Source organism: Psychrobacter sp. NG27, assembly GCF_016106655.1.
GTDB lineage: Bacteria > Pseudomonadota > Gammaproteobacteria > Pseudomonadales > Moraxellaceae > Psychrobacter.
Map to the genome: position 1 here is coordinate 16,112 of NZ_JADGIN010000011.1, position 21,665 is coordinate 37,776.

General features: G+C 44.5%; 14 protein-coding genes. 5 read left to right on the forward strand and 9 right to left on the reverse strand.

Going from position 1 to position 21,665, the window contains the following annotated elements; genetic code table 11:
* Positions 1-63: 63 nt before the first annotated feature.
* The 5 genes from IP485_RS12680 to IP485_RS12700 form a co-directional block, all read right to left on the reverse strand.
* Positions 64-1,653, reverse strand: coding sequence for a DUF1513 domain-containing protein (locus IP485_RS12680; protein WP_198327522.1), 1,590 nt, complete (start codon positions 1,651-1,653; stop codon positions 64-66).
* 3 nt (positions 1,654-1,656) lie between these two features.
* Positions 1,657-2,793 carry an imelysin family protein gene (locus tag IP485_RS12685; protein ID WP_198327524.1) on the reverse strand — a complete coding sequence of 379 codons (1,137 nt, stop codon included), beginning with the start codon at positions 2,791-2,793 and terminating at the stop codon, positions 1,657-1,659.
* Positions 2,794-2,884: 91 nt separating this feature from the next.
* The gene (locus tag IP485_RS12690) at positions 2,885-4,534 is read right to left on the reverse strand and encodes a di-heme oxidoredictase family protein (protein ID WP_413787033.1); all 1,650 of its coding nucleotides are present in this window, start codon (positions 4,532-4,534) and stop codon (positions 2,885-2,887) included.
* A gap of 258 nt (positions 4,535-4,792) precedes the next feature.
* The gene (locus tag IP485_RS12695) at positions 4,793-6,253 is read right to left on the reverse strand and encodes an imelysin family protein (protein WP_198327526.1); all 1,461 of its coding nucleotides are present in this window, start codon (positions 6,251-6,253) and stop codon (positions 4,793-4,795) included.
* A gap of 340 nt (positions 6,254-6,593) precedes the next feature.
* Positions 6,594-7,247 (reverse strand): OmpA family protein, encoded by a 654-nt coding sequence (locus IP485_RS12700; protein ID WP_194364625.1) that lies wholly within the window; start codon positions 7,245-7,247, stop codon positions 6,594-6,596.
* 370 nt (positions 7,248-7,617) lie between these two features.
* On the opposite strand from IP485_RS12700, the gene IP485_RS12705 reads away from it, so the two are divergent.
* The 5 genes from IP485_RS12705 to minE all read left to right on the forward strand — a co-directional run bounded on the left by IP485_RS12705 (position 7,618) and on the right by minE (position 12,483).
* Complete coding sequence (locus IP485_RS12705; RefSeq protein ID WP_198327528.1) at positions 7,618-8,571, forward strand: acyltransferase; 954 nt, start codon at positions 7,618-7,620, stop codon at positions 8,569-8,571.
* 261 nt (positions 8,572-8,832) lie between these two features.
* Positions 8,833-9,921 carry a hypothetical protein gene (locus IP485_RS12710; RefSeq protein ID WP_227686545.1) on the forward strand — a complete coding sequence of 363 codons (1,089 nt, stop codon included), beginning with the start codon at positions 8,833-8,835 and terminating at the stop codon, positions 9,919-9,921.
* 129 nt (positions 9,922-10,050) lie between these two features.
* On the forward strand, positions 10,051-10,890 hold the full coding sequence (minC, locus tag IP485_RS12715) for a septum site-determining protein MinC (protein WP_198327531.1): 840 nt from the start codon (positions 10,051-10,053) through the stop codon (positions 10,888-10,890).
* A gap of 487 nt (positions 10,891-11,377) precedes the next feature.
* A complete protein-coding gene (minD, locus tag IP485_RS12720) occupies positions 11,378-12,190 on the forward strand; it encodes a septum site-determining protein MinD (protein WP_194364621.1) in 813 nt (270 codons plus the stop codon).
* Positions 12,191-12,192: 2 nt separating this feature from the next.
* Positions 12,193-12,483 carry a cell division topological specificity factor MinE gene (minE, locus tag IP485_RS12725; RefSeq protein WP_198327533.1) on the forward strand — a complete coding sequence of 97 codons (291 nt, stop codon included), beginning with the start codon at positions 12,193-12,195 and terminating at the stop codon, positions 12,481-12,483.
* Positions 12,484-12,638: 155 nt separating this feature from the next.
* Here the strand turns inward: minE and IP485_RS12730 are convergent, their stop codons facing one another.
* The 4 genes from IP485_RS12730 to IP485_RS12745 form a co-directional block, all read right to left on the reverse strand.
* Positions 12,639-13,166: a cytochrome b gene (locus IP485_RS12730; RefSeq protein WP_198327534.1), complete on the reverse strand. Its 528-nt coding sequence runs from the start codon at positions 13,164-13,166 to the stop codon at positions 12,639-12,641.
* Positions 13,167-13,306: 140 nt separating this feature from the next.
* The gene (locus IP485_RS12735; RefSeq protein WP_198327537.1) at positions 13,307-13,804 is read right to left on the reverse strand and encodes a hypothetical protein; all 498 of its coding nucleotides are present in this window, start codon (positions 13,802-13,804) and stop codon (positions 13,307-13,309) included.
* Between the two features lie 17 nt (positions 13,805-13,821).
* Positions 13,822-14,823, reverse strand: a complete 1,002-nt coding sequence (locus tag IP485_RS12740; RefSeq protein WP_198327539.1) for a chemotaxis protein CheB — start codon at positions 14,821-14,823, stop codon at positions 13,822-13,824.
* The gene (locus tag IP485_RS12745; RefSeq protein ID WP_198327541.1) at positions 14,813-21,640 is read right to left on the reverse strand and encodes an Hpt domain-containing protein; all 6,828 of its coding nucleotides are present in this window, start codon (positions 21,638-21,640) and stop codon (positions 14,813-14,815) included. The genes IP485_RS12740 and IP485_RS12745 overlap by 11 nt, the downstream gene beginning before the upstream one ends.
* Between the last annotated feature and the right edge of the window lie 25 nt (positions 21,641-21,665).

The following is a 21,665-nucleotide window of genomic DNA, read 5'->3' on the forward strand; positions in this document are numbered from 1 at the left end:
AATAGTCATTATTAATCGCCTCGCCTATTTAGTTATTCAGTAATAACCCTCAGCGACCGCTACCTAGCACAGCGCTTGTAAATGATTATCAAAAGACATTTTATGTGGTTTGCTGCTTTTAATAATACGCTCAGAGTGTTCAGCATCATTTGCATCCAGTGTTACTTTTGGCAAAGCATTTACTCTTAACGCTGTTAATTGTCCTTGCCCATCACTGACGATAAACCCTAATGGCTCGGTACGGTCGTCCATGTTGCTAGCTGATGCATCAGAGTTAGCTAAAATCGAAGCCCCTGCACAGTCTGGCAGACTGACATCATCGATCAAATCTCGAGTCGTCAAATCATAAATCGCCGCACAACCACCAATCGGCGTGGTTACGCAGAGTAGATTGCGCTCACTATCGACGGCCACGCTAGCGATATACTGATGAAAGCGTTGCCATTGATTGTTTGGCATCGTGAGCGGTGTCAAACTGATATCACCACGCTGATGAGTCAATACCAAAGGCACATTGATGTGCCTCTCGCCTTGGAACTGAATACCAATCATGACAGTGCCATCATCGTGCATGGCTAAGTGGCGCACACTCATCTGGTTGTGCTCGGGAGTCACTTGCTCAAGCAGTGTGCCATCATGGCGATTCAGATACACCAATGATGGGCGCATGGTATCTAGATTTAGCTCCTCTCGTGAAGCCTGCTCAGTTTTGATACCGCCGTTTGCAATCACCAATGTTTGACCATCAGGATGCATAATCAGCTCATGCGGACCAATACCATGCGAGTCGAACTCTGCTACTTTTTGATAAGCATCGTTGGCATCATAGATACCAATTTTACCTGCCAAACTGACTGTATCATTCTCAGTCACATAGAGCCATTTGCCATCTAAGCTATAGCAAGCATGACCATAAAAATGTCGATTCTCGTCAGATTTTATCGCATATTGTACCTGTCCATTAGAAGTCTTTAGCACCCAAAAATTTTCGCTTGGGCGTCGTCCCATCACGACGACATCGCGTTTTTGGGTAGCATAAGTTGACTTATCTTGAACATCAGACTCATCTTGAATATCAGGCTTAGGTTCACGGTTAGGCTTGGACAGGGGCTGTACGACGATATCATGGACACGCTCTGGCATAGTCGTCTGCCAAACGATTTGTCTGTCAGCATCGATACCAACCACACCAAAATCATGCTCATTATGATTCAGTGAAGTGTGGTCTTTTGGCATAGATGCCACACCGCTGACCCAGCTGACTGGTCGCACCAATATCGTTGTCGTGTGCATGGAAGTAAAGTCAGGTGAAGCAGGCTTGTCATCACCTATATCATGATGATAAGCCTGCTGCAATGTTGCCGCTGCTTGCTGACAAGCATAGCGAAGGCGCGCGAGCGTCGGCGTAGAATCAGGGACAGATCGTAATGTCTGCCACTGCGTACGAATACCATTGACATAGTCTTGCAAACTGGCATCTGGATGCTGCTGTTTACGATAACGGTGATGTATGCCGACTAGAGCTACTGTACCAAGTGCTGTCAGCATCGAGGTTGTCAGTAGCTCATAACTTAGTGCTCCTGACTGCCCCTCAGACGATGATTGATGGTTTGTGGGCACTTGCGCTGTCATATTCGCTTCGATAGTAGACATTGTCTAATCGCCATCAGTGCTATTGAAACCCACACGGATGCCAAGTGCTGGGATCAGTTGACGCTTGATTAAGCGCGTGACTGTCGTGAGATGGTCATATAGCGCTTTTTGATCAGCTTTGTCCGCTTTTGCCAGATCTTCTGGCATCTGCGCCAGCAACGTGGTTGTATCAGCCAAGGCAGTTGACAGATTGTCCGTTACTTTACTTTCGCCATTACTGTTGAGAATAGCCGTCAATACAGGGTCGGTCATGGCTTTATTGATAGTGTCTAATTTGGCATTGACAATAGCACGGCTTTGACCAGCAGTAGCAGCTGGCAAATGGCCTTTTGCTTTGCCGGTTAGACCAAGTGGCTGATCAATCGCATTAGATTTCATGGTCTCAATCAATGACAGCAAAGAGTTGACCCATTGGTTTAGGCCTCGATCGCTCTCGGCTGTTTTGTCAATCGCCAATAATTCGGTCGCATTCTGTTGCCAGTTTTTCTCAATAGCTTTTAGACGGGTACTCAGCGCACTCGTTGCGCTAATCACATAAGCACACTGGCCTGCGTTCAAGGTATCATTGGCATATAGGGCTTCCTCTAATCCTGGCACGCCTTGCACAATCGCACTTTCGTCAGCGAGCTGCTCTGGTGTTAGCTTTGGATTGGCAGCAATCAAATCTGCCACACCACTATGTACCAAACCGCGCTCATCAGGATAATAGTTGATGTACAGATTGCTCATACTGGCAGTCGCAGGGCCAAAATTGACCATCTCAGCACTCGCCCAAGCTTGTGCTAGTACCAACCATTGCGCGCGTAGTGACTGTAGTTCGTCACCGCTGACAGGCGCTTGCTGACAGTGTTTTTGCGCCAACTCGTTCAGCAGGTCACTTTGCTTGGCCACATCGGCATAGGCTGGAATCACAATCTCGTCTGCCACATGCGTCAAGTAGGTCGTTTGGGTCTCGGGGCTGATATCGACAGCGACGATTTTTTCAGCGCTAGCACCATCAACGTCTGCTGGACTGTCTTGTACGACTTTTTCACTGTCCACCTCTGCCGCTTTATTATCGTCAGCGGGTTTGACACAGCTAATAAGCAATCCGGCGCTCAATGCAGATAGCGCCATTGCCAAAGCGTGGTTTATTTTCATAAGTTTCTCGGTAATATTATAAGTAATCAGTTATATCGTATATACATCATTATCAAAAACAGGTCACACACTGTATTTGGCCGTGTTGTTTTTATAATGATTTTAAGAACGCATTTAGCTCAGTGCGACCTTTCTTATCTAATTTCAATACTTCCTGCTGTTGTTTTTTGGCCTCTCCGCCATGCCACAGTACAGCCTCCATTAGCGTACGAGCACGACCATCGTGCAAAAACGTCGCTTGTGGGTCAACCGTTTGAGCCAGTCCCACGCCCCAAAGTGCAGGTGTGCGCCACTCATAAGAGCTGGCTAAGAACTCAACTTGGAAATCTTTCGGCGGCAATTTACCCGCGATTGTACGATCAGCGAGATCATCACCCATGTCATGCAATAACAAATCTGTGTAAGGATAAATCACTTGTCCATGCTGCTCAAGATGATCATCGTCGGTTTTTGGCAACTGATATCTTGGCGTATGGCAGCTTTGACAACCCATATCATAAAAGCGTTTTTTACCAGCGAGTACGAGCGCATCATCAGCGTTACGGCGATGCGGCACTGCTAGATTACGAGTATAAAACTCCACAAACTTAGCCACTTCATCATTCACTTCGACAGGCAACTTACCATTGCCTTGCCCATCAGCCCCAGTCGCCGCCTTTAAGCAAGCTGTCTGCGTTGGCATACATGACTCATTAGGACGAATATTTGAGGTCAGCCCCATGTCTTCATTAAATGCACTTTGGTTTTGAGTAATCAGCTTGGTTTGACCTGCTTTCCAACCAAAACGCCCAAGCGCTTGCTTGCCAGTTTGCGGATCCATGACCCAGTTGAACTTACCACTGATGTCACTTTTATCCTGATTAACAGCTTGTTTTTTGATATCGTTATCAGGTATTTGCTCTAACAGTCCCAGTCCAATCATTGGTAGCGCCACACGCGGCGATACCATCATCGCATCGTCAAAAGCACCATAACCTGGATTAGTTAAGTTAAACGTTGGCGCGCGTAGCGTCTCGATATACCCATCAGCAAAAGTCACAGGCTTATCTGTCCACTGCACAGCTATTCTGGCCTCAGCAGGCACACCTTGGATACCGCGATCTTGCAGCTGTCCCCCATACATCGGGTGGACGACTTTTTCGATGAGCGAGTTTTTTAGTTGCTCTCGTTGCTCGTCCGTGGTCGCAGGCATAGACAGACGAATCAACAAACTGTCTGCATCGTCATCGGCGGTCATCGGCGCGTGGCCTCGTCCGTCTTTCACATGACAGGACTGACAAGCTGCCACATTGAACAATGCACCCAGTCCATCACGACTGTCAGTACTGGCAGGGGCTATGACCCATGGCTGCTTAAAGAATGCATTTCCGATGAAAAACGACCCCTTGCGCGACGCCGCTATGTTCGATGAAGGCTTCGAGTAGCTCTCTGCACTACTGATACTGATACCAGAGTCGCCGCCTTGCTTAATCTCTTGAGGATCAAAACTGACCAACTGCTGCATCGGCACACCCGCCAATGCTTCAATATTTTTGGTATGCTCGGATGTTAGAGGCTGGTTTTTTTCGCTGGTATTTGCTGTGCTCTCACTGTCTGAGGTGTCATTGGACACACTATCAGCTGGCTGACAGGCACTCAATGCAACCGTACCCAATATCATGAGCACAAGTTTGGATGGGAGGTTGTTTGACCGTTTAGAAGGAAAAAGAGAAGCAGAAGATTTGGTATAAATGGCTTTCATAAAAATTAAGCGCCTTGGTTTTGGAGTAGAACCATAAAAATTGCGAGCGGTCACGCCCTTACTCGTCCTAGGCATAATCCATCTAAAACACTGGCTGATCAGCTCATGTTCATGCTCGTAAAAATACGTTGCCAACCCTAGTCGACAACGTATGTACTATATCCAATTTACCTGTATAAAGGCCAATGCTCATTCAATTGTCATCACTGATGCAATATCATAAATAGCATGAACAGCCTTTAGTCATCACAGCTGAGCCTAAAACTGTGAACCCGCATCTGCATCTAGATTATCAATTCCGACAGCCTTGGCCGCGTTTTCGATACCAGCGGTCAGCTCTTGCAAGCTGTTAATACCCGCTTCAACCCATCCACGGCGCGTATTTTGCTCTTCAGCAGAGATGCCTTCTTTACTTGCTTGACCGACAGTTGCGATCATCTGATCAATCTTGATACCGTCTTTTTCACCTTTTTCTACGATGACGTTGAATGCACCTTCTACTTTGCTAAAGTCAGCAGCCAATTTATCAGCAGCCTCTGTATGTCCGTTATCCGTGAGATAGTCTTTAATGCCATAGCCACCCACTGTTTTGCCAGCGACGGTTTTATAGTTACCGTTAAAGACATTCTGAATACCGCGAGCATTATTGGCATAGCTTAGATGCGTCAAATCACTAAAGCACTCATGCTCGTCTTCGGTAGAGCCTGTAACGAAAGCAACCTGCATACGCTCAGAGGCAAGCTCACCCAAGGCTAAACTGCCCATTTGGTACATGATTTGGCGCAGACCGTTATCATATTTACGTGCCATCAGATCACTACGCAAGGTATTGTCAGTTTCAGGCTGCCACTGGGCTTCCATCGCGGTCAAATCATCCACTAGCAATTGAGTCGCTGCCTTTAAGAAATCACCACGGCGCTCACAAATACTGGCATCTTCGTTGACCGAATCACCACTGGTACACTGTCCAGCTTCAGTCGCATAATCAGTGACTGGACGATTGCCAGCACCTTTTTTGACGCCGTTAGTGTCTTGACCCCATAGCATGAACTCAATGGCATGATAGCCCGTCGTGACATTGGCTTCGCTACCACCGATCTCATTCATTTCTGCAAGTAGCTCAGGCGTAATGCTAGTAGTATCTTGCTTGACACTACCCACAGCGATACTATCACTATTGATGACGTTGTCTTTGCTATTATATTCGCCTTCATAGTCATCACTGACATAATCAATCAGTGCTTCATCCAGTGGCCAAGCATTGATCTGACCTTCCCAGCTATCGATGCTATTGATAGCGCGCTTATCATTTGCTGTCACAAAACCTTCATCAAAACGGAAAATTTCGGTTTGTGAGTATGGCTGACGCGCAGCTTTGTAGGCCGCTTTGGCAGCGTCTAGATTTTCTTGTGTTGGCGTGGTTACGTATGTGTTTACTGCTGTTTGCAAGGCTTTAGCAGTGTCGAGTGAGTCTTTGTAAGCAGCATGTGCCATATTTGCATAGCTGATAACCAATCTATCAATGTGTGCTTTTTCAGCTGCTGACATCTCTGTGCCATCACTTGACTCAGTGCTTGATACCTCTGCCTGCGCTTCTGTGCTCGCAGTCGTTTCCTCATCGGCTTGTTTGGTACAGCCCGATACCATCAATAGTCCTGCCAGTGCAACAGCTAAAGTAGTTGGTAGAATCTTACGGCTCTTTACTGTGGTAATCGTCATACATATCCTCAAAAATATAGCAAAAATTTGTTTTGGTTAAGTAGCCTCAATTATTCTGATAATCAAGCCATAATTACAGTTAGCTGCCTTATCCATACGCCATCGTTATTTGTGAGACGCGAGCAAGACTTATAATATCGTGATGATAAAAAACACTGGTAAATTATAGTGTTATTGATAATCATTATCAATATTTAATTTTATATTAACTTAAGCTACGAAAATCCACTGCTTTTACCAACTTAAACACAAAAAAAAGAGCCAGCATAGTGCTGACTCTTTTGGAAATACCTATCTCAATCTAGACGATACGCACTCAATATCTATAAAGAATTATAGATTAGTTTACGCTCTGCGGGGCGTTAACTGTTAGCTCAACACGGCGGTTTTGCTGACGACCGTAGTCACTGTTGTTATCTGCAACTGGACGTGACTCGCCATAAGCAACGACGTTAACACGGTTAGAAGCAACACCGCGAGCTGTTAGATAATTAGCAACTGAGTAAGCACGGTCACGTGACAGACCCATGTTATAAGATGCTGAACCTACGCTATCAGTGTGACCGGCAATAGTGATAGTGTTTTGGTTATACTGGTTCATGGTAGTCGCTAGCTTATCAAGCGTAGGCTTGAATGATTGGCTAAGCGTTGCATCATTGAATGAGAACGTGATGCTACCTGGCATAACAAGATCAATGTTACCAGTCGTTGGGTTTTGCTCAACAGTCACACCAGTACCAGCCATCTGTTGCTCAAGCTGCTTAGCTTGACGCTCCATGTAGTAACCAACGCCAGCGCCTAGTGCTGCACCAATCGCTGCGTCACGACCAGTTTTATCTCCACCAGTTGCTTTAGAAATAGCGGCGCCACCAACTGCACCAGCCAAGCTACCAATAGCAGTCTTATTCAGACGTTGTTGTCCATCAGCAGTAGTAGTACAACCGCTAAGAACCAGACCTGATGCTACTGCTGCAATCATTAATGTATTACGCATAATATTTCCTCTCAAGTATCAAATTTGTGTGCAAAAGTTATATAAATCGTGCTTTTTTATAAAGATTATCCATTAATCTTTTAAGTAGTTATCGCCATTATTATGGCAACTGCAATCTAAACGTGTGTAATATTTTGTCATGCCTATGTATGAGAAGTGCAGATTATATTACTGGCACCCTCTATCGTCTTAACAGATATCATGCATTTTCTGCTATCACAAGTCACGTTTACCCTCATCTCGCCTGCCCCAATTCTGCTAAAATTATACCGCCAAATAAGGCTTGCCCTAATTAAGATTAGATGAAATATTTGCTAAAATCTATCGGCAACTGACACAATTTAATAAGATTGAACAAAAAGGATTGAGCATGCGATTGACATCTGCCATTCGAAAAATGCACAAGCGTGCCCCAACACTCAGTAAGGCCATCTCACTTGCCACAGCCACAGGCGTTATCGCGGCCAACAGCTTTGGTGGTAGCATTCCATTATGGCTGATGGGTGTTGGCAAAGTTATCACGGGCGCTCCCATCGCAGACAAAGCCGTGATTAAAATCGCTACTTATTGGATCAGCAGTAACAGTGCTTTGATCGATGACATGCTGCCGCGCAAAGACTGGCGAATCACACTACCTGATGATGTACATATCAATGGTAAGTACTTACTTGTCAGCAATCACCAGTCTTGGGTAGACACCAGTATCGTGCAATACATTGGCGAAAAGCGCCTACCACTAACGCGGTTTTTTACCAAGTTTGAGCTGATTTATATTCCTATTGTCGGTCAAGCCTTTTACTTTTTAGACTTTCCCATGATGCGTAGGCACTCCAAAGAAGCCATCGCAAAAAACCCTGCGTTAAAGGGTAAAGATATAGAAGAAGCCAAGCGTGCCTGCGCGCTCTTAAAAGACAAACCCTTTACCTTGTTGAATTATCTAGAAGGCACACGCTTTACTAAAGGCAAGCATGCCAAGCAGCAATCTCCTTATACTCATTTGCTAAAACCACGCGCGGGTGGCCTGTCATTAGCCATCAGCGCCTTAGGTGATGATATCGATGGTATATTAGATATGACGATCGTGTACCCTGATGGTGTGCCAAGCTATGGCGATTTATGGAAAGGCAATATCAAACGTTTGGGCGTTGATTTGAGATATATCGACATACCAGAGACTCTATTCACTGGTATCAAACAAGGCGGCTACGAAGAAGATGAAGATATCAAAGCACAAATGTTTGATTGGGTCGAACAAGTTTGGCATCACAAAGACCAACGCATCACAGATATGCTCGCAGATTTTTCAGACAACCCTAAACCATAGTTCTTATTAACTTCTTAGGGTATCTATTTATTATCCTGAGGACACGCGCTATCAGAATGGTCAAATCCATACGTATATTTTAGTAAGAGACATACGTATATTTTAGTAAGAGATGGGTTGTTTTTTAGCCTTATTCATTGATAATGTCACTAGTCATCGTTTTTTGAGAATTGTTACGGTATTGACGGCAATATGTGCTCGTTGAAACCAGTATCACGATCAAAATCCATTCACGCTTTGTGCCATTTATCATTATAAGGTATGACTGTGCCCACCTCCCCTACTAGCCCGCCTCTAGCAACAGCACCTGTCTCGCCTCATCTAGCAGAAGGTGAGCCATTAAAGCCAAATCGTCCAAAACCAAGCCGTCTAAAACTGACTTATGATATCGTCATGCTTATTGCCATCAGTATTGATTTATTATTAATCAGTCTAGATGCTATCTTGATGAGCAACTTTAGTGCCAATGCTGCCAACTGGCTGACTATGAGCGAGGCACTTGTCTGGTATCAAACAACATTGCATGATCCGCTACGCACGGTTGGCGGCTTTTTTACGCTATTTCTAGTGTTTGAGCTGTTGGTACGCTGGGCTATCTCTATCAAGGATAAAGTCTACTATCGCTGGTTCTTTTTTCCTTTTGTGCACTGGTATGAAGTGTTGGGCTGTTTTCCGCAGCTACGCGCCCTACGCTTATTACGCGCCGTGGTTATTGGGCGTCGACTATACCAGCTGGGTTATCAAGTGTTGCCGCAAACATGGATCAACCGCATTAAGTTCTATATCGACTTATTGTTAGAAGAGCTTTCTGATCGTGTGATTTTGACCACGATACAAAACTTTCGGCAAGAGCTCACCAATTCAGACACCCATAAATCCTTTATTGACTCGACGATTGCAAAAAATCGTGATGAAATTGAAGCAGCACTATTATCTGTATTACGTGCTGAGCTAGTACCCAAACTACAAGCGTTAACCGCGGCATCAGGCGGCGGCAATATATTGGCCACTGAAGTAGGCAATGCGATTGAAGAAGGTCTAGCAAATACACCGGAGCTGCGCCGTTACCTACGCATGATACCGATTGCGGGCAGTTTGATTGAATCGCAATTGCAACACGTTGGGCACAATATAGGCGAAAATGTGATATATGCGCTGAACACACGCCTGCTTGATCCTGAGCTCCTTGATTCATTGATGGTGGCGATTGCCAGCGGCGTTGCTCAAATAAATACCAATGTTCCTGCGTTAGATACTTTAATTTCGAGTATCATTGAAGACAGTTTGACTGAGTTTGAAGCACAGGTAAAAGTGCAGCAGTGGAAACATCAAGACATGTTAAATCTATAACGGATTAAATCCGTGACATGACTATCAAACACCCAAACACCCAAACACCCAAACACCCAAACACCCTGATTTGACCATAAAAATACGACCGTGACTGTAGCCGACAGCATTATTTTTGAGAGTTTATATATGACAGTTTCAAACAACGATACCCAGACCGAAAGCACCGCGCCCGCTTTGGCATTCTATGGCAAGATGCTGACCTTTTCACGCTTGCAGCTCAGTACAAATGAGCTAGGTGCTATCGAGGCACAGCTCGCTGAAACGCTCAGCAATAAATCAAGTAATATCCCTATTCTGATTGATAGTGAGGTAGAGCAAGATTTATCTGTATTGATAGAGCTTCTGTGGTCATGGGGATTACAGCCCATCGGCGTTGTGACGGGTTTACTCGACTCACAAGCCATTGAGCAACGTCTAGCTATCTTTCCAGCAGATGGCAAGCGTATCGAGCGCATTATCCCTAGCAAAAAACCATTAAGCACGCCTAAGCCCATTGTAGAATCTACAGAATCCACATCAAGTAACGGTGCCAGTGACAACGATAGTGCTGATGCTGCCGCTAGCACCTCTCAGACTGAAACGACCCTGTCTAATGCCCCAGCAGAGATGTTGCTGAGCGCTCAACACATCACCAGTCTCATCTACGATCAGATGCTACGCTCAGGACAGAGCCTGAATCACGTCGGTGGTGACTTGATTTTGACCAGTAGTATCAATAGCGGTGCTGAAGCCATCACTGATAACAGCCTACACGTATATGGCCGTGCCCAAGGTCGTTTGGTTGCAGGCGCAACAGGTGACAAAGATGCTCGGATTTTTTGCCAAGTTTTCAACCCCTCATTGGTGTCCGTTGCAGGGACTTATTGCCTGCGAGACAACTTACCTCCACATGTCATCGACAAGTCGGTACAGGTTAGGTTTGTCGAAGGCGAAGGGTTGGTGTTTACGGTGATGGATGAAACATAGTGGCAGACAGATAATAAGCCATAGATGACGAAGTACCAACAACCAAATGTAGAGGAATAGTCACCTTATTAAAAAGAATACACGATCAGGTAATTTTTGTGAAAAACAAACTGGCTACACTGCATGACCGTCGAACCTATAATGAATAAGACTGCCCTACTTTAATAAGCTGATGAACTTATTTATGTAGTGAGTCGGTTCAATTAAGAGAGTGATCGATAAGACAGGCTGGTTTTTGTCAAAATCTAAGAGGTATAGGTGCCTTTATTATTGCGTCAGAATCATTAATATCAGCCTATTAAGATCAAGCACAAAGGCTTAATAGCTTGTCTATAAGTTGTTTTTCTGCTTTTGTATAGACTGGCTATAAATCTTTGTTTATTTATGCTAGGCTAGCTTCGCAGATAGTGTAATTTAGTAGGCTAATATCCTGCAATTATGCTGTTCATATAAAAGATATCCCATTGATTCATAGGAGTGTGCCATTGTGGCGAAGATAGTTGTAATCACTTCAGGTAAAGGCGGTGTGGGTAAAACCACAACAAGTGCGTCTTTTGCCGCTGGTTTAGCATTACGTGGCTATAAAACGGTTGTTATCGATTTTGATGTTGGTCTACGTAATTTAGACTTGATCATGGGTTGTGAAAATCGAATTGTGTATGACTTTGTGGATGTTATTACTGGTAACGCACGCTTATCACAAGCACTGGTCAAAGACAAACAGCTTGAAAACTTGTTTATCCTACCTGCCAGTCAAACACGTGATAAAGACGCACTGACTGACGAGGGCGTATCAGAAGTGATGGATGAGCTCTCTAAGCAGTTTGACTATATCATTTGCGACTCACCTGCTGGTATCGAACGCGGTGCACAGTTGGCGATGTATCATGCTGATGAGGCCATTATCGTTACTAACCCTGAGATTTCATCAGTACGTGACTCGGATCGCATTATCGGTATTTTGCAGAGTCAAACCAAGAAAGTGGCAGAGAATCAAGGCACGGTACGTGAGCATCTGATCATCACTCGTTATAATCCTGAACGTGCTGCTGCAAATGAGATGATGGATATTGATACCATCTCTAATGATATCTTGAAAGTACCATTGCTTGGTGTTGTTCCTGAAAGTCATTCTGTTCTTGAGGCTTCTAACCACGGTGAGCCTGTTATTCATTATACCGATTCTGTTGCTGGCCAATGCTATGATGATATCGTCGCTCGTTTTTTAGGTGAAGAGCGTCCACTACGTCATATTGATGTGAAGAAAAAGAGTCTACTACAGCGCTGGTTTGGGGGTTAATAATGACTAAGAAAAAAGGATTTTGGAGTAGCCTATTTGGTACTGACGATAACAATAATTCAGGCAGCGCTAATCTAGCGACTGAGCGACTGAAGGTTATCGTTGCTAGCGAAAACCGCTTAAACAACCGACTAACGGCTGATCGTATCGAGAAAATGAAGCGTGAAATCTTAGAAGTGGTTAATAAATACGTCAATGGTGTGCAGATTGATGATGTCAACATCAATCATCGTTCTGAGGACAGTTTGGATGTATTAGAGATGAATATCAATTTGCCTGAACATAAAAAGTAAATGGGTAAACACTCATACCATTAATGAACGCTTTTAGGTCTCACCTGAAAAAGCCCTAAGTAATCTACTTAGGGCTTTTTTGTATGTGTCTATTTCTTTATATTTGTTGGTATAGCATGTAAAGGCATTATATCAAGGTTTTTATCACTAACCGCCTATTTCATACGTGCTATTAAATTGTCTTTTTTGACGAACTGATGGTATAGCGCGGCTGCGATATGTAACACGGTAAAGCCTATAATCATTGTCCAAATGATATCCACATGCAAATCATTATAAAAACGCGCTAAGGTACGATCAGGCGTAACGAATACAGGGATTTGGAACAAGCCAAAAATATCGACTGGTCGACCACCATATACAGACATTAATAGACCCGCCATCGGCATTGCAATGAGGATGGCATACAGAGCGAAGTGCGACAGCTTCGATGCCAGTGATTGCCATTTTGGCATTGGTATCGGCGGTGGCGCTTTGGTAAATATACGATTTATCACACGCGCAATCATCCAGCACAGCAAGCTGATGCCAAATGCTTTGTGATAGCCAATGTATGAGTTGCTACCTAAGTATTCATACAATAGGATCATTGACCATGTGACTAGCAGTAGAGCGGCGCTAATCCAGTGAAAAATACGGCTACTGATGGGCCATTTTGCTACATGCGAGCGAGTATTGTTCATGAAGGGCTCTATTATCTGTGTACGAAGTTATTTTCAATCAATTTTATAGAAAAAATAGCGACTCATGCAACCGTAAAAGTCATAAGTATTACTGGGTCGGTATCTATAAAGTGAAGAATACTCCAAACCTAGACTAGAAGCTAGTCATCCAAATCAATCAGGTGATGCGCGATCTTATCCAAATCTGCAACCATGTATATCACATCATCAATCATGACTGCTTGGTAGATATAAGAAGCTATCTCATTTTTGTCCAAATACTCATTGCTTGCATCGATATCGGTGCTACCAAACTGTTCAGCTAAATCAATATCTTTGACGTCAGAAATACGTACTTGCATTTGACGTAAGTCACCTGCGGTTTGTAAGGCAAATCGATGGTCTGTCGTATTGCCTTCCAATATGATGATTTTATCTGGTAACTGATCTTGTGGTAACAAGTGAAACACAGCCACGTCTTGCTGCTGCCAATGATAGGTAGATACACGTTCTTGATGATTGTCTACGCTTAAAATCAGACCGGTTGGAATGACCCAATCAGGCTGATCAAATGCTGGAACAATCGTGATATCTAACATACCATTAGTGGTGGTCAATAGACTGACAGCCTCAAACGAATGCTTCAAAATTTGTTTCATACGTCGCTCACAATAAGTTAGCGTGAATGGCTTGCTGCCCTTTCACCGATATAGTTAGTCAATTTCTGTGCCAAATCTGTAGGGCTACCAATAAAATCGCAATAGCCTGAATCAATAATAGCCTGAGGCTGACTGGGGCACGCACTCGTACTCGGGTCTTGCGCCCATAGTTGACTATGATTGTCTTGAATTAAATCCAGATACTGAGAGCCATCATTACCCATACCTGAAAATATAATATTGATAAGCTCGCTACCATGCACATCACTAGTGTTTTTGAGAAGATGACCAATATCAGGCTTGTATTCGCCAACCCAAGCTTGATCCAGTAGTATTACTCGACCTGTCGAATCACACACAACTTGCTTATCTATAGGCGCGATCAGGCAATGCCCTGCTCGCAACCGCTGTGAGGACGCGATAATTTCACAGCGCCACTTATTATGGCGATTGAGTATACGTGGCAATGTCTCAATCATCGTATGATTAAAATGATGCGCCAGTAGAACACAGACTGGTAGTGTGGGTGACAGGTTATCTAAAAACTCCTTTACCGCACTAGGCCCACCCATAGAAGCACCCAAAAAAACCACATAGTGCCAGTCTGTTTCATGCTCACTTTTCTTGTAAGCAGCAGCATTTACCAACGTCGGCAAGGCAAGTAGCTCTGCAAACTTACGCTGCAATTTACGCTGCCATTTGGCATATTGCTGAGATTCATTGAGATAAGGTGCTTGACTGAAACCGACCAACACAGCTGCTGGTTTAGAGGCAGTCGTCGCTGTTATCATGCCATCATCATAGTCACTGTCTATCAACCAAATATCGACAGTGGTATTGGCCAGCTCACTTTTTTCTTGCCATTGTGCTCTTGAGACGCAGTCAACCAGAGTAAAGCCGCAGCTACGTACTGTATCTGAAAAAGCCATACGCTGGCGATGGTCTTCTGCCACCACCAGCACATTAATGTCACTCTTACTCTTCTTTCGCAGCGCTAAAACACGTGCATTATCCTTCATCAGTCAGACTGACCCCTTTACCCAGTAGTTTTTGGATTTTCTCAAGCAACTCTTTTTCTTGGAATGGTTTGCCCATATAATCATTTACCCCAATGTCTAGGGCGCGCTCACGATGTTTTTCACCAGTACGTGAAGTAATCATAATAATTGGAATATTATGTAAACGATTATTATATCTGACTTGCGTGGCAACCTCGAAACCATCCATACGAGGCATTTCTATATCTAGCAATATCATATCAGGTGTCATATCCTGCAATATTTCAATTGCATCGATACCATCTTTTGCCAGTGCCACGTTGAAGCCGTGACGCTCTAAGAAACGTGACGTGACTTTACGTACTGTGACTGAGTCATCGACAACCAAGATAGTAGACTTAGATTCAATGCGCCCTTTTCTAACATTCGTCGCTTTGGCTGTATTTTTGACCAACTGCGCATTACGCATCAAAGCAATCAGATCCAAAATGAGCATGACTGAGCCATCACCCATAATAGTGGCCGCTGAAACCCCTGGAATATTCGATAGCTGATGTCCTAACGGTTTTACAACCACTTCAATCCGTGATCCTGCAATTTGATCGACTTGCAAAGCAATATTTTGCCCAGTACGATTTTTAATGATAATCAGCGGTAGGCTAGTATTGGTATTAACGACCAGCTCGTTTAACTTACTGCCCGATAAAATCTCATTTAAATAGCGTACTCGATAATCCGTGTCTTCAAAGTTTATCGTCGCATCATTTGATTGATAATAATCATAGAGCTTTTCTGGGCTGACACGTACCACGCGCTCGATCTGTACCAATGGTATGGCATAGTAACGATCTGCTGCACGCACAACGAGCGCATCAGACACCGCGACCGTCAGTGGTAATCGCATGGTGAAACGCGAGCCTTTACCAAGCTCTGAGACAACCGAGACAGTACCACCTAATTGACGAATCTCGCTAATAACGACATCCATACCAACGCCGCGTCCAGATATCTGAGTCACCTGCTTACTGGTACTCAAACCGGCATTGAAAATATACTGCATGATGTCAAGATCGGTCAGACTGTCATCGTCGGCATCAATAAGGCCTTGAGAGATAGATTGCTGACGAACCGCCTCTACATCGATGCCGCGCCCATCATCTGTCAATTGAATGACAATCTCACTACCTTCACGCTGCACTTCAAGAGTAATGTGCCCACTACGCTCTTTACCTGCTTTTAAGCGTGTCGACGTGGTTTCAATACCATGATCGACAGCGTTACGTAGCATATGCTCAAGCGGTGAGGTTATCCGCTCTAGAATGGTTCTATCCATTTCATCATCAGCATTAATAATGGTCAATTCTACCGACTTATTAAGCTCATTGGCTGTCTGACGGACAATACGTTCAAGACGAGGTGTCAGGCGTGTAAATGGAACCATACGCGAGTTCATCAGACCATCTTGCAGTTCTGTTTGGGTCCGTGATAGCTGCAATAACAGACTCTCACTGTCACGGGTTTTTTCCAATAACGTTTGATTGATATCAACCAAATCCGATGCTGACTCGGTCAGAGACTTGGACAGCTGATTCAAAGAAGAGTACTGATCCATCTCTAGAGGGTCAAAGTCTTCGTTATCGATCAGATCTTCATCTATCTGCGATAGAATCTGGGCTTCAAGCTCAATTTCCATACGACGTAGCTGATCGGCGAGTCGCTGTACCGTCGTACCCATCTCTTCAATACTATTGGTTAAGCTACTGATGCCCATGTCGATACGTGCACGGTTAATCGCTGACTCACCTGAGAGGTTAATCATATGCTCAATCAAACCACCAGAGATACGAATCATCTCATTGCTATTAGCGCTTTGATCTCCCTCATTGGTGTCTCTGAGCATAGAAGGCATGTCACTGATGTCTTTTTCAAGATAACGAGCGCCTTGATTTTCTTTAGCAATTAAAATGGCTTCACGCTGTGCTTGTAGAGCCTCTTTAGGAATTTGCTTTAAGCTATCAGGATTTTTGCTAAACTGCTCTAATGCCTCAATCAGTAATGTAGGTGTAGGCGGGTTGATATGCTGTTGTAAAATAAATACCGCATCGGCAAGCCAATCATGACCGGCGACCAATAGCTCCAATGCTTTTTTGGTTGCTGTACGATGATGACTCACAAAGTCGGTATATACAGCCTCCATGGCATGAGCCAGATTAGCAGTACCTGTTGCTGCTACCATCCTCGCACCACCTTTGATGGTATGCATGTCACGCTGCAGCGCTTGTAGTGCGGTGGTATTTGCTGTGTCTTTTAAGAACACATGCAGGTATTTATTACGGTTGGTCAGCTCCTCTGCTTCTTCTAAGAACACAGCCAATATATCAAGATCAGGTAGTCCATTCGCCCATGATTGCTTGATCATGTCATCTAAGCGGGGTACATCTAACCCATCAGCTCTATGCTCAATTGTTTCAGTAGCTGGGCTTTGACGTGTTGGCTCAAAATACTTCTTCGGCGCTGGTATAATAAGCTCTATTGTCTTTGGCAATACCTTAGCTTTTTCGAGTACTCTTAATTGCTCAATCAATTCTGGCGTAAAGAATGATTTTTTATGACTCACAATATGCATGACTTGCAATGACATCGTGTCTTGCACCATTTGCATGACTTCTAGCCACTGCGGTGTTGGCAGGCGGCGACTCTCTACAAATGACTCATAAACGCTTTCGGCTTCATGAGTCAAATCGCCAATACTGCGAATACCAGCCATTCGCGCACCACCTTTAATGGTATGCAAATGACGTTGCAATACTTTTAGCGCATTCATATTAGTAATGTCATCGCGCCACTTATTGAAGCTTTCATCTAGCGCCGTATCAAGCTCTTGCGCCTCTTCTAAAAATATCTCTAATAGTTCATCATCAGTGTCAATGGATTCAAGCTTTAGCTCAGGAGATGCGACTGCTCGAACGATAAAGTCAATGTCATCAGAAATTTTTTCTTGATAAATACTTCGTAGCTCGTCGATGACGTTGTGGTCTATCTTCAATGACGTGCTACCAGCCAATGCATCAAACAATCCAACCAATTGAGCATGACCCGCCAGTAGTATAGATTGAACTTCTTTGTCTCTTGCTTGATCTAGATTGTCCTTTAGATAGCCGTAAGCATTACCCAGCTCACTAAGAATGGTCGTGAATTTTGGAAATGCTTGCGCCTTAGCCGCCAGACCAGCAATTTGTGAAACTTGTTGCTCTACATAATGTTTGATCTGTGCTGTATCAGCATGATTAAGCGCATCATCTAAATCCCACTCAGCATCTAACAATTCATCAATATGATTGTCTAATAATTGTTCTATCGTTGGTTTGTGGTCAGAGTCGACATGAGTATCCTGAGACACATACTGCCCACCCAACATCGCTTGCAACGACTCGATGTCTTTTTGGCTTTGTGCATCTTCTACCGAACCATTATGCTGCTGCAAGCTTTGTTTATAATTGCTTAAATAGCCTTCCATTAGCTTGGTCGATTGAGCCAATGCATCTAAGTGTTGGGCATTCATCGCCGTGTCTTGCTTCTGTAACAGTGCCAAGCTATGTTCTATCGTTGCGCTAACATCACTGATAGCCGCTAGAGCGCTTGAACCGGATGCAGCTCGCAAAGTATGAAAGGCGCGTACAATATCATCTGTCACTTCGATAGATGCGCGGTTTTGATTGTCATTGACAAACTGGTCGATATTACCTAAAAGCGCCTCTGCTTCCTCAATAAATATCTCACAAAACTCTTTTTCTTCTTCAGTTTGAGGCGTTAGGACGATAGTCGCTTCTGCCATTCTCTCATTCACAGAATGAATCGTTTGCAGCGTCGTGTCTATCTCTTCACTATTGCTATCGCTAGCGTTATTGGTCTCGTCACTATCGGCTAGCAGCGGTACATCCTGAACTGCCGCAGGCTCAAGCTCATGGATTGCTTGCGTGTACAACTCAGCATAGCTGAATTCATCACCACACTTTTTGCTATAAGCATTGGCACAGATGACCCATAAGGGCACCATAGCTGGGTACTCTTGGCTGTTGCTCTCAAACGCCGTTAGTATCGCAGGATATGCTGCCAACACATCCGTAATCAGCTGATGCATGTCAGCCGACATCTCAACACTACGATCTAGGACACGATTCAGCATGTTTTCTATGGCCCATGCTAACTCGGCGCTATAGTTAGCCCCTACCATACGGCCAGACCCTTTCAACGTATGAAAGCCACGGCGGATATCTTTCAATCCATCTAGGTCAGTCGCTGACAGCTGCCAGCGCTCATACAGAGGTACGATTTCGATTAATACGTCGTTGGCCTCTTCTATGAATATCACTTTAATATCGGGATCTGCATCATTAGTATCGGCTGATAACTGCTCAGACTCGTGAATGAAGGGTAGCAATATCTCTGGTATCTCTAACTTGGCTAAAAAGTCCGCTGTGTTACTCGCTTTATCATCAGATAAGGACAGTTCGGCATCATCGGTGGTGGTCATTGAGTCGCTTAAAGCACTCTCTACCGATTCATCTGAGATGTCATTGTTGTCAGACTCCGATATCGTTAATCCAGTATTGATAGGCTGCTGCGCCATGAGGTTGTTACTTTGCACGATAGTAATCGCAGGGTCAAAGCGTGCAGGTTGCTGCGCCTCAAAATCTAATACCAGTGCTGATAAACGTTTCGTCGTCTCTATCACAAAATTTACGACGTCGTCTGTGATAGGTAACGCCTTATTTAGCAAACGATTGAGCAAGTGTTCGATTGACCACGCTATCTCACTGATACTAAACGCACCGACCATACGGCCTGACCCTTTTAGCGTATGGAAACCTCTACGTACTTCAGTCAGTGGCGTCAGATCCTGTGAGTCCTGCTCCCAAATAGGCAAAAAATCCCCTAAATCAGAGAGAACTTCCGTCACCTCTTTGATGAAGGTATTATGAATGTCTGCATCCACTTCAAAGCTGTCAGGTTTGACTTGCGTACGAGCATGCCTCAGCGCATCACTTTCTGCTGAATCGATAGTAGAGTCTACTGCTATCTCAGGCGCAATCTCGCCACTATCATCATAGCGCGTCACGTTATGAGTCATAATGGCTTGTTGGACAAGCCACGTATCATGTGGCGTTTCTGGCGAGTCAAGATACATATCCAAGAGCTGGTTTGCTCTAGCCGTATGTTTATTTGCCAAGGTGAGTAACCGCTGGTCAAAAACCTGCTGCGCCAGCCTATCAAGAAATAGTTCAATCGATGTTAAGCTTTCAGCCAATGCTTGAATCATGTCCCAGCTCAATACTGCCACCTGATGCATCGTCAATGTTGCAAAGACACTGGCTATATCGCTGATAGTTTGGCGAACACTGGCAAGCCCCATATCATTGAAGGCATCTTCGAGACGAGAAAAGGCGGCTGCCGCGGGCAACAGCTTGATATCTTGGCGCTGTGTATATCCATCAAAGCCTTGCTTTATCTCTTCTACCGCGATACGTAGCTCGCGCAAGTCATGGTCAGTAGCAGCCATCTGCTGTATAGCGCTATCCTGTCTGTCATTGCTCTCAGATACATCAGGCACAGTAGAAAAAGAAGCTGACTCACCAATCTTGAGTGATATGATTTGCTCAGTACTATGGATGCTGTTATACAACTCTTGGAGTTTTCGCTCAATCTGCCACTGCTCTTGTGCAAACCCTGTGTCTGAGGACAGTGCCTGCTGCAAATCTGCCAGAATGGATTCAACTTGTGACTCATAATAGCGCCAGCCACGACTCTCAAACTGGTGCTTTATTTGCTGCAAAGGCGTGATAAGAGTCTCTGGCTGATCCAGCTCAAAGATAAAGGTATCAAGCTCGTTCAATAATCGAAGCAAAAATCGTGGCGCTGCGGTGTTGCTCTTTGACACCTCATCTAAGATTAACTGTGTACGGTCACTGCTATTTACTAAGTAACTTAGTTCAATATAGACAGCTGTGATGAGGTCTTGAACATTCTCTGACGACAATGAGATTTCTGTCTGAGCACTGGCCTCTATGGCATGGTCTAGCTGACTTAATAAGGGCGCGTAATATTCTGGCAATGGTGTATCGTTATCAGCAAGGTCATTTAGCCATAGCTCGGTGAGGTACCAAAGGCGCTGAAGATCCATCTCTTCTGCCGTTTGCCAGAGGTAGTGGCTGACTTTTTGTAAGATTGCCAACACAGACGATGTATTGACATTAGCCACTAGCAACGCTTGCACTTGCTGTCGCCAAACCAATAATAGCTGCTGATATTGATGACTCTCTAAATGGGTGACAGCGACACTGGTTGGTATGACCATGTCCATGCTGCTAACAATGCTCAGACTTGCGTCATGGCTGGTGTCAGTATATATATGTTCTTGTTGGGCATTACGGGTGCTAATAGACGACGCTACTGAGAGACCTCGTTTGGACAAGGCTTGAACCAACTTATCCTCAGCGCTATCTACTGTTGCGATATGATGGCTACCAATGCGTGCATGTTGGTTGAGCTCATGCTGCAATACTCTATGAGAATGTTGCCCCATACGGCGGTCTTTGACAGATAAATCGGTATCAGATGCCAGTCCTGCTAACAGACTCAGCTTATTAGCAAGGCTCGCTAAAGAAGACAGTTTTATCATGGTCAGTGCACCACTGATTTGATGGTAGTTTGCTGCCATCTGCTCATAGTTGGCGCTGACAGTATCTACTTGCCAGCCATTAGATACCTGTGATAATTGCTGATTGAACAATGGTAGTAGCCACTCAAGCGTCACTATGTCATTGGGCTGGTTTTTCATAGGGTCATCCTAACTCGTCTAAGCA

Bases quoted from the DNA above. Each gene is read 5' to 3' on its own strand.
- IP485_RS12740 (WP_198327539.1), bottom strand. From the start codon at position 14,823: ATGAAGGATAATGCACGTGTTTTAGCGCTGCGAAAGAAGAGTAAGAGT.
- IP485_RS12695 (WP_198327526.1), bottom strand. From the start codon at position 6,253: ATGACGATTACCACAGTAAAGAGCCGTAAGATTCTACCAACTACTTTA.
- minE (WP_198327533.1), top strand. From the start codon at position 12,193: ATGACTAAGAAAAAAGGATTTTGGAGTAGCCTATTTGGTACTGACGAT.
- IP485_RS12700 (WP_194364625.1), bottom strand. From the start codon at position 7,247: ATGCGTAATACATTAATGATTGCAGCAGTAGCATCAGGTCTGGTTCTT.
- IP485_RS12735 (WP_198327537.1), bottom strand. From the start codon at position 13,804: ATGAAACAAATTTTGAAGCATTCGTTTGAGGCTGTCAGTCTATTGACC.
- IP485_RS12745 (WP_198327541.1), bottom strand. From the start codon at position 21,640: ATGAAAAACCAGCCCAATGACATAGTGACGCTTGAGTGGCTACTACCA.
- IP485_RS12680 (WP_198327522.1), bottom strand. From the start codon at position 1,653: ATGTCTACTATCGAAGCGAATATGACAGCGCAAGTGCCCACAAACCAT.
- IP485_RS12705 (WP_198327528.1), top strand. From the start codon at position 7,618: ATGCGATTGACATCTGCCATTCGAAAAATGCACAAGCGTGCCCCAACA.
- IP485_RS12690 (WP_413787033.1), bottom strand. From the start codon at position 4,534: ATGAAAGCCATTTATACCAAATCTTCTGCTTCTCTTTTTCCTTCTAAA.
- IP485_RS12710 (WP_227686545.1), top strand. From the start codon at position 8,833: ATGACTGTGCCCACCTCCCCTACTAGCCCGCCTCTAGCAACAGCACCT.
- IP485_RS12730 (WP_198327534.1), bottom strand. From the start codon at position 13,166: ATGAACAATACTCGCTCGCATGTAGCAAAATGGCCCATCAGTAGCCGT.
- IP485_RS12685 (WP_198327524.1), bottom strand. From the start codon at position 2,793: ATGAAAATAAACCACGCTTTGGCAATGGCGCTATCTGCATTGAGCGCC.
- minC (WP_198327531.1), top strand. From the start codon at position 10,051: ATGACAGTTTCAAACAACGATACCCAGACCGAAAGCACCGCGCCCGCT.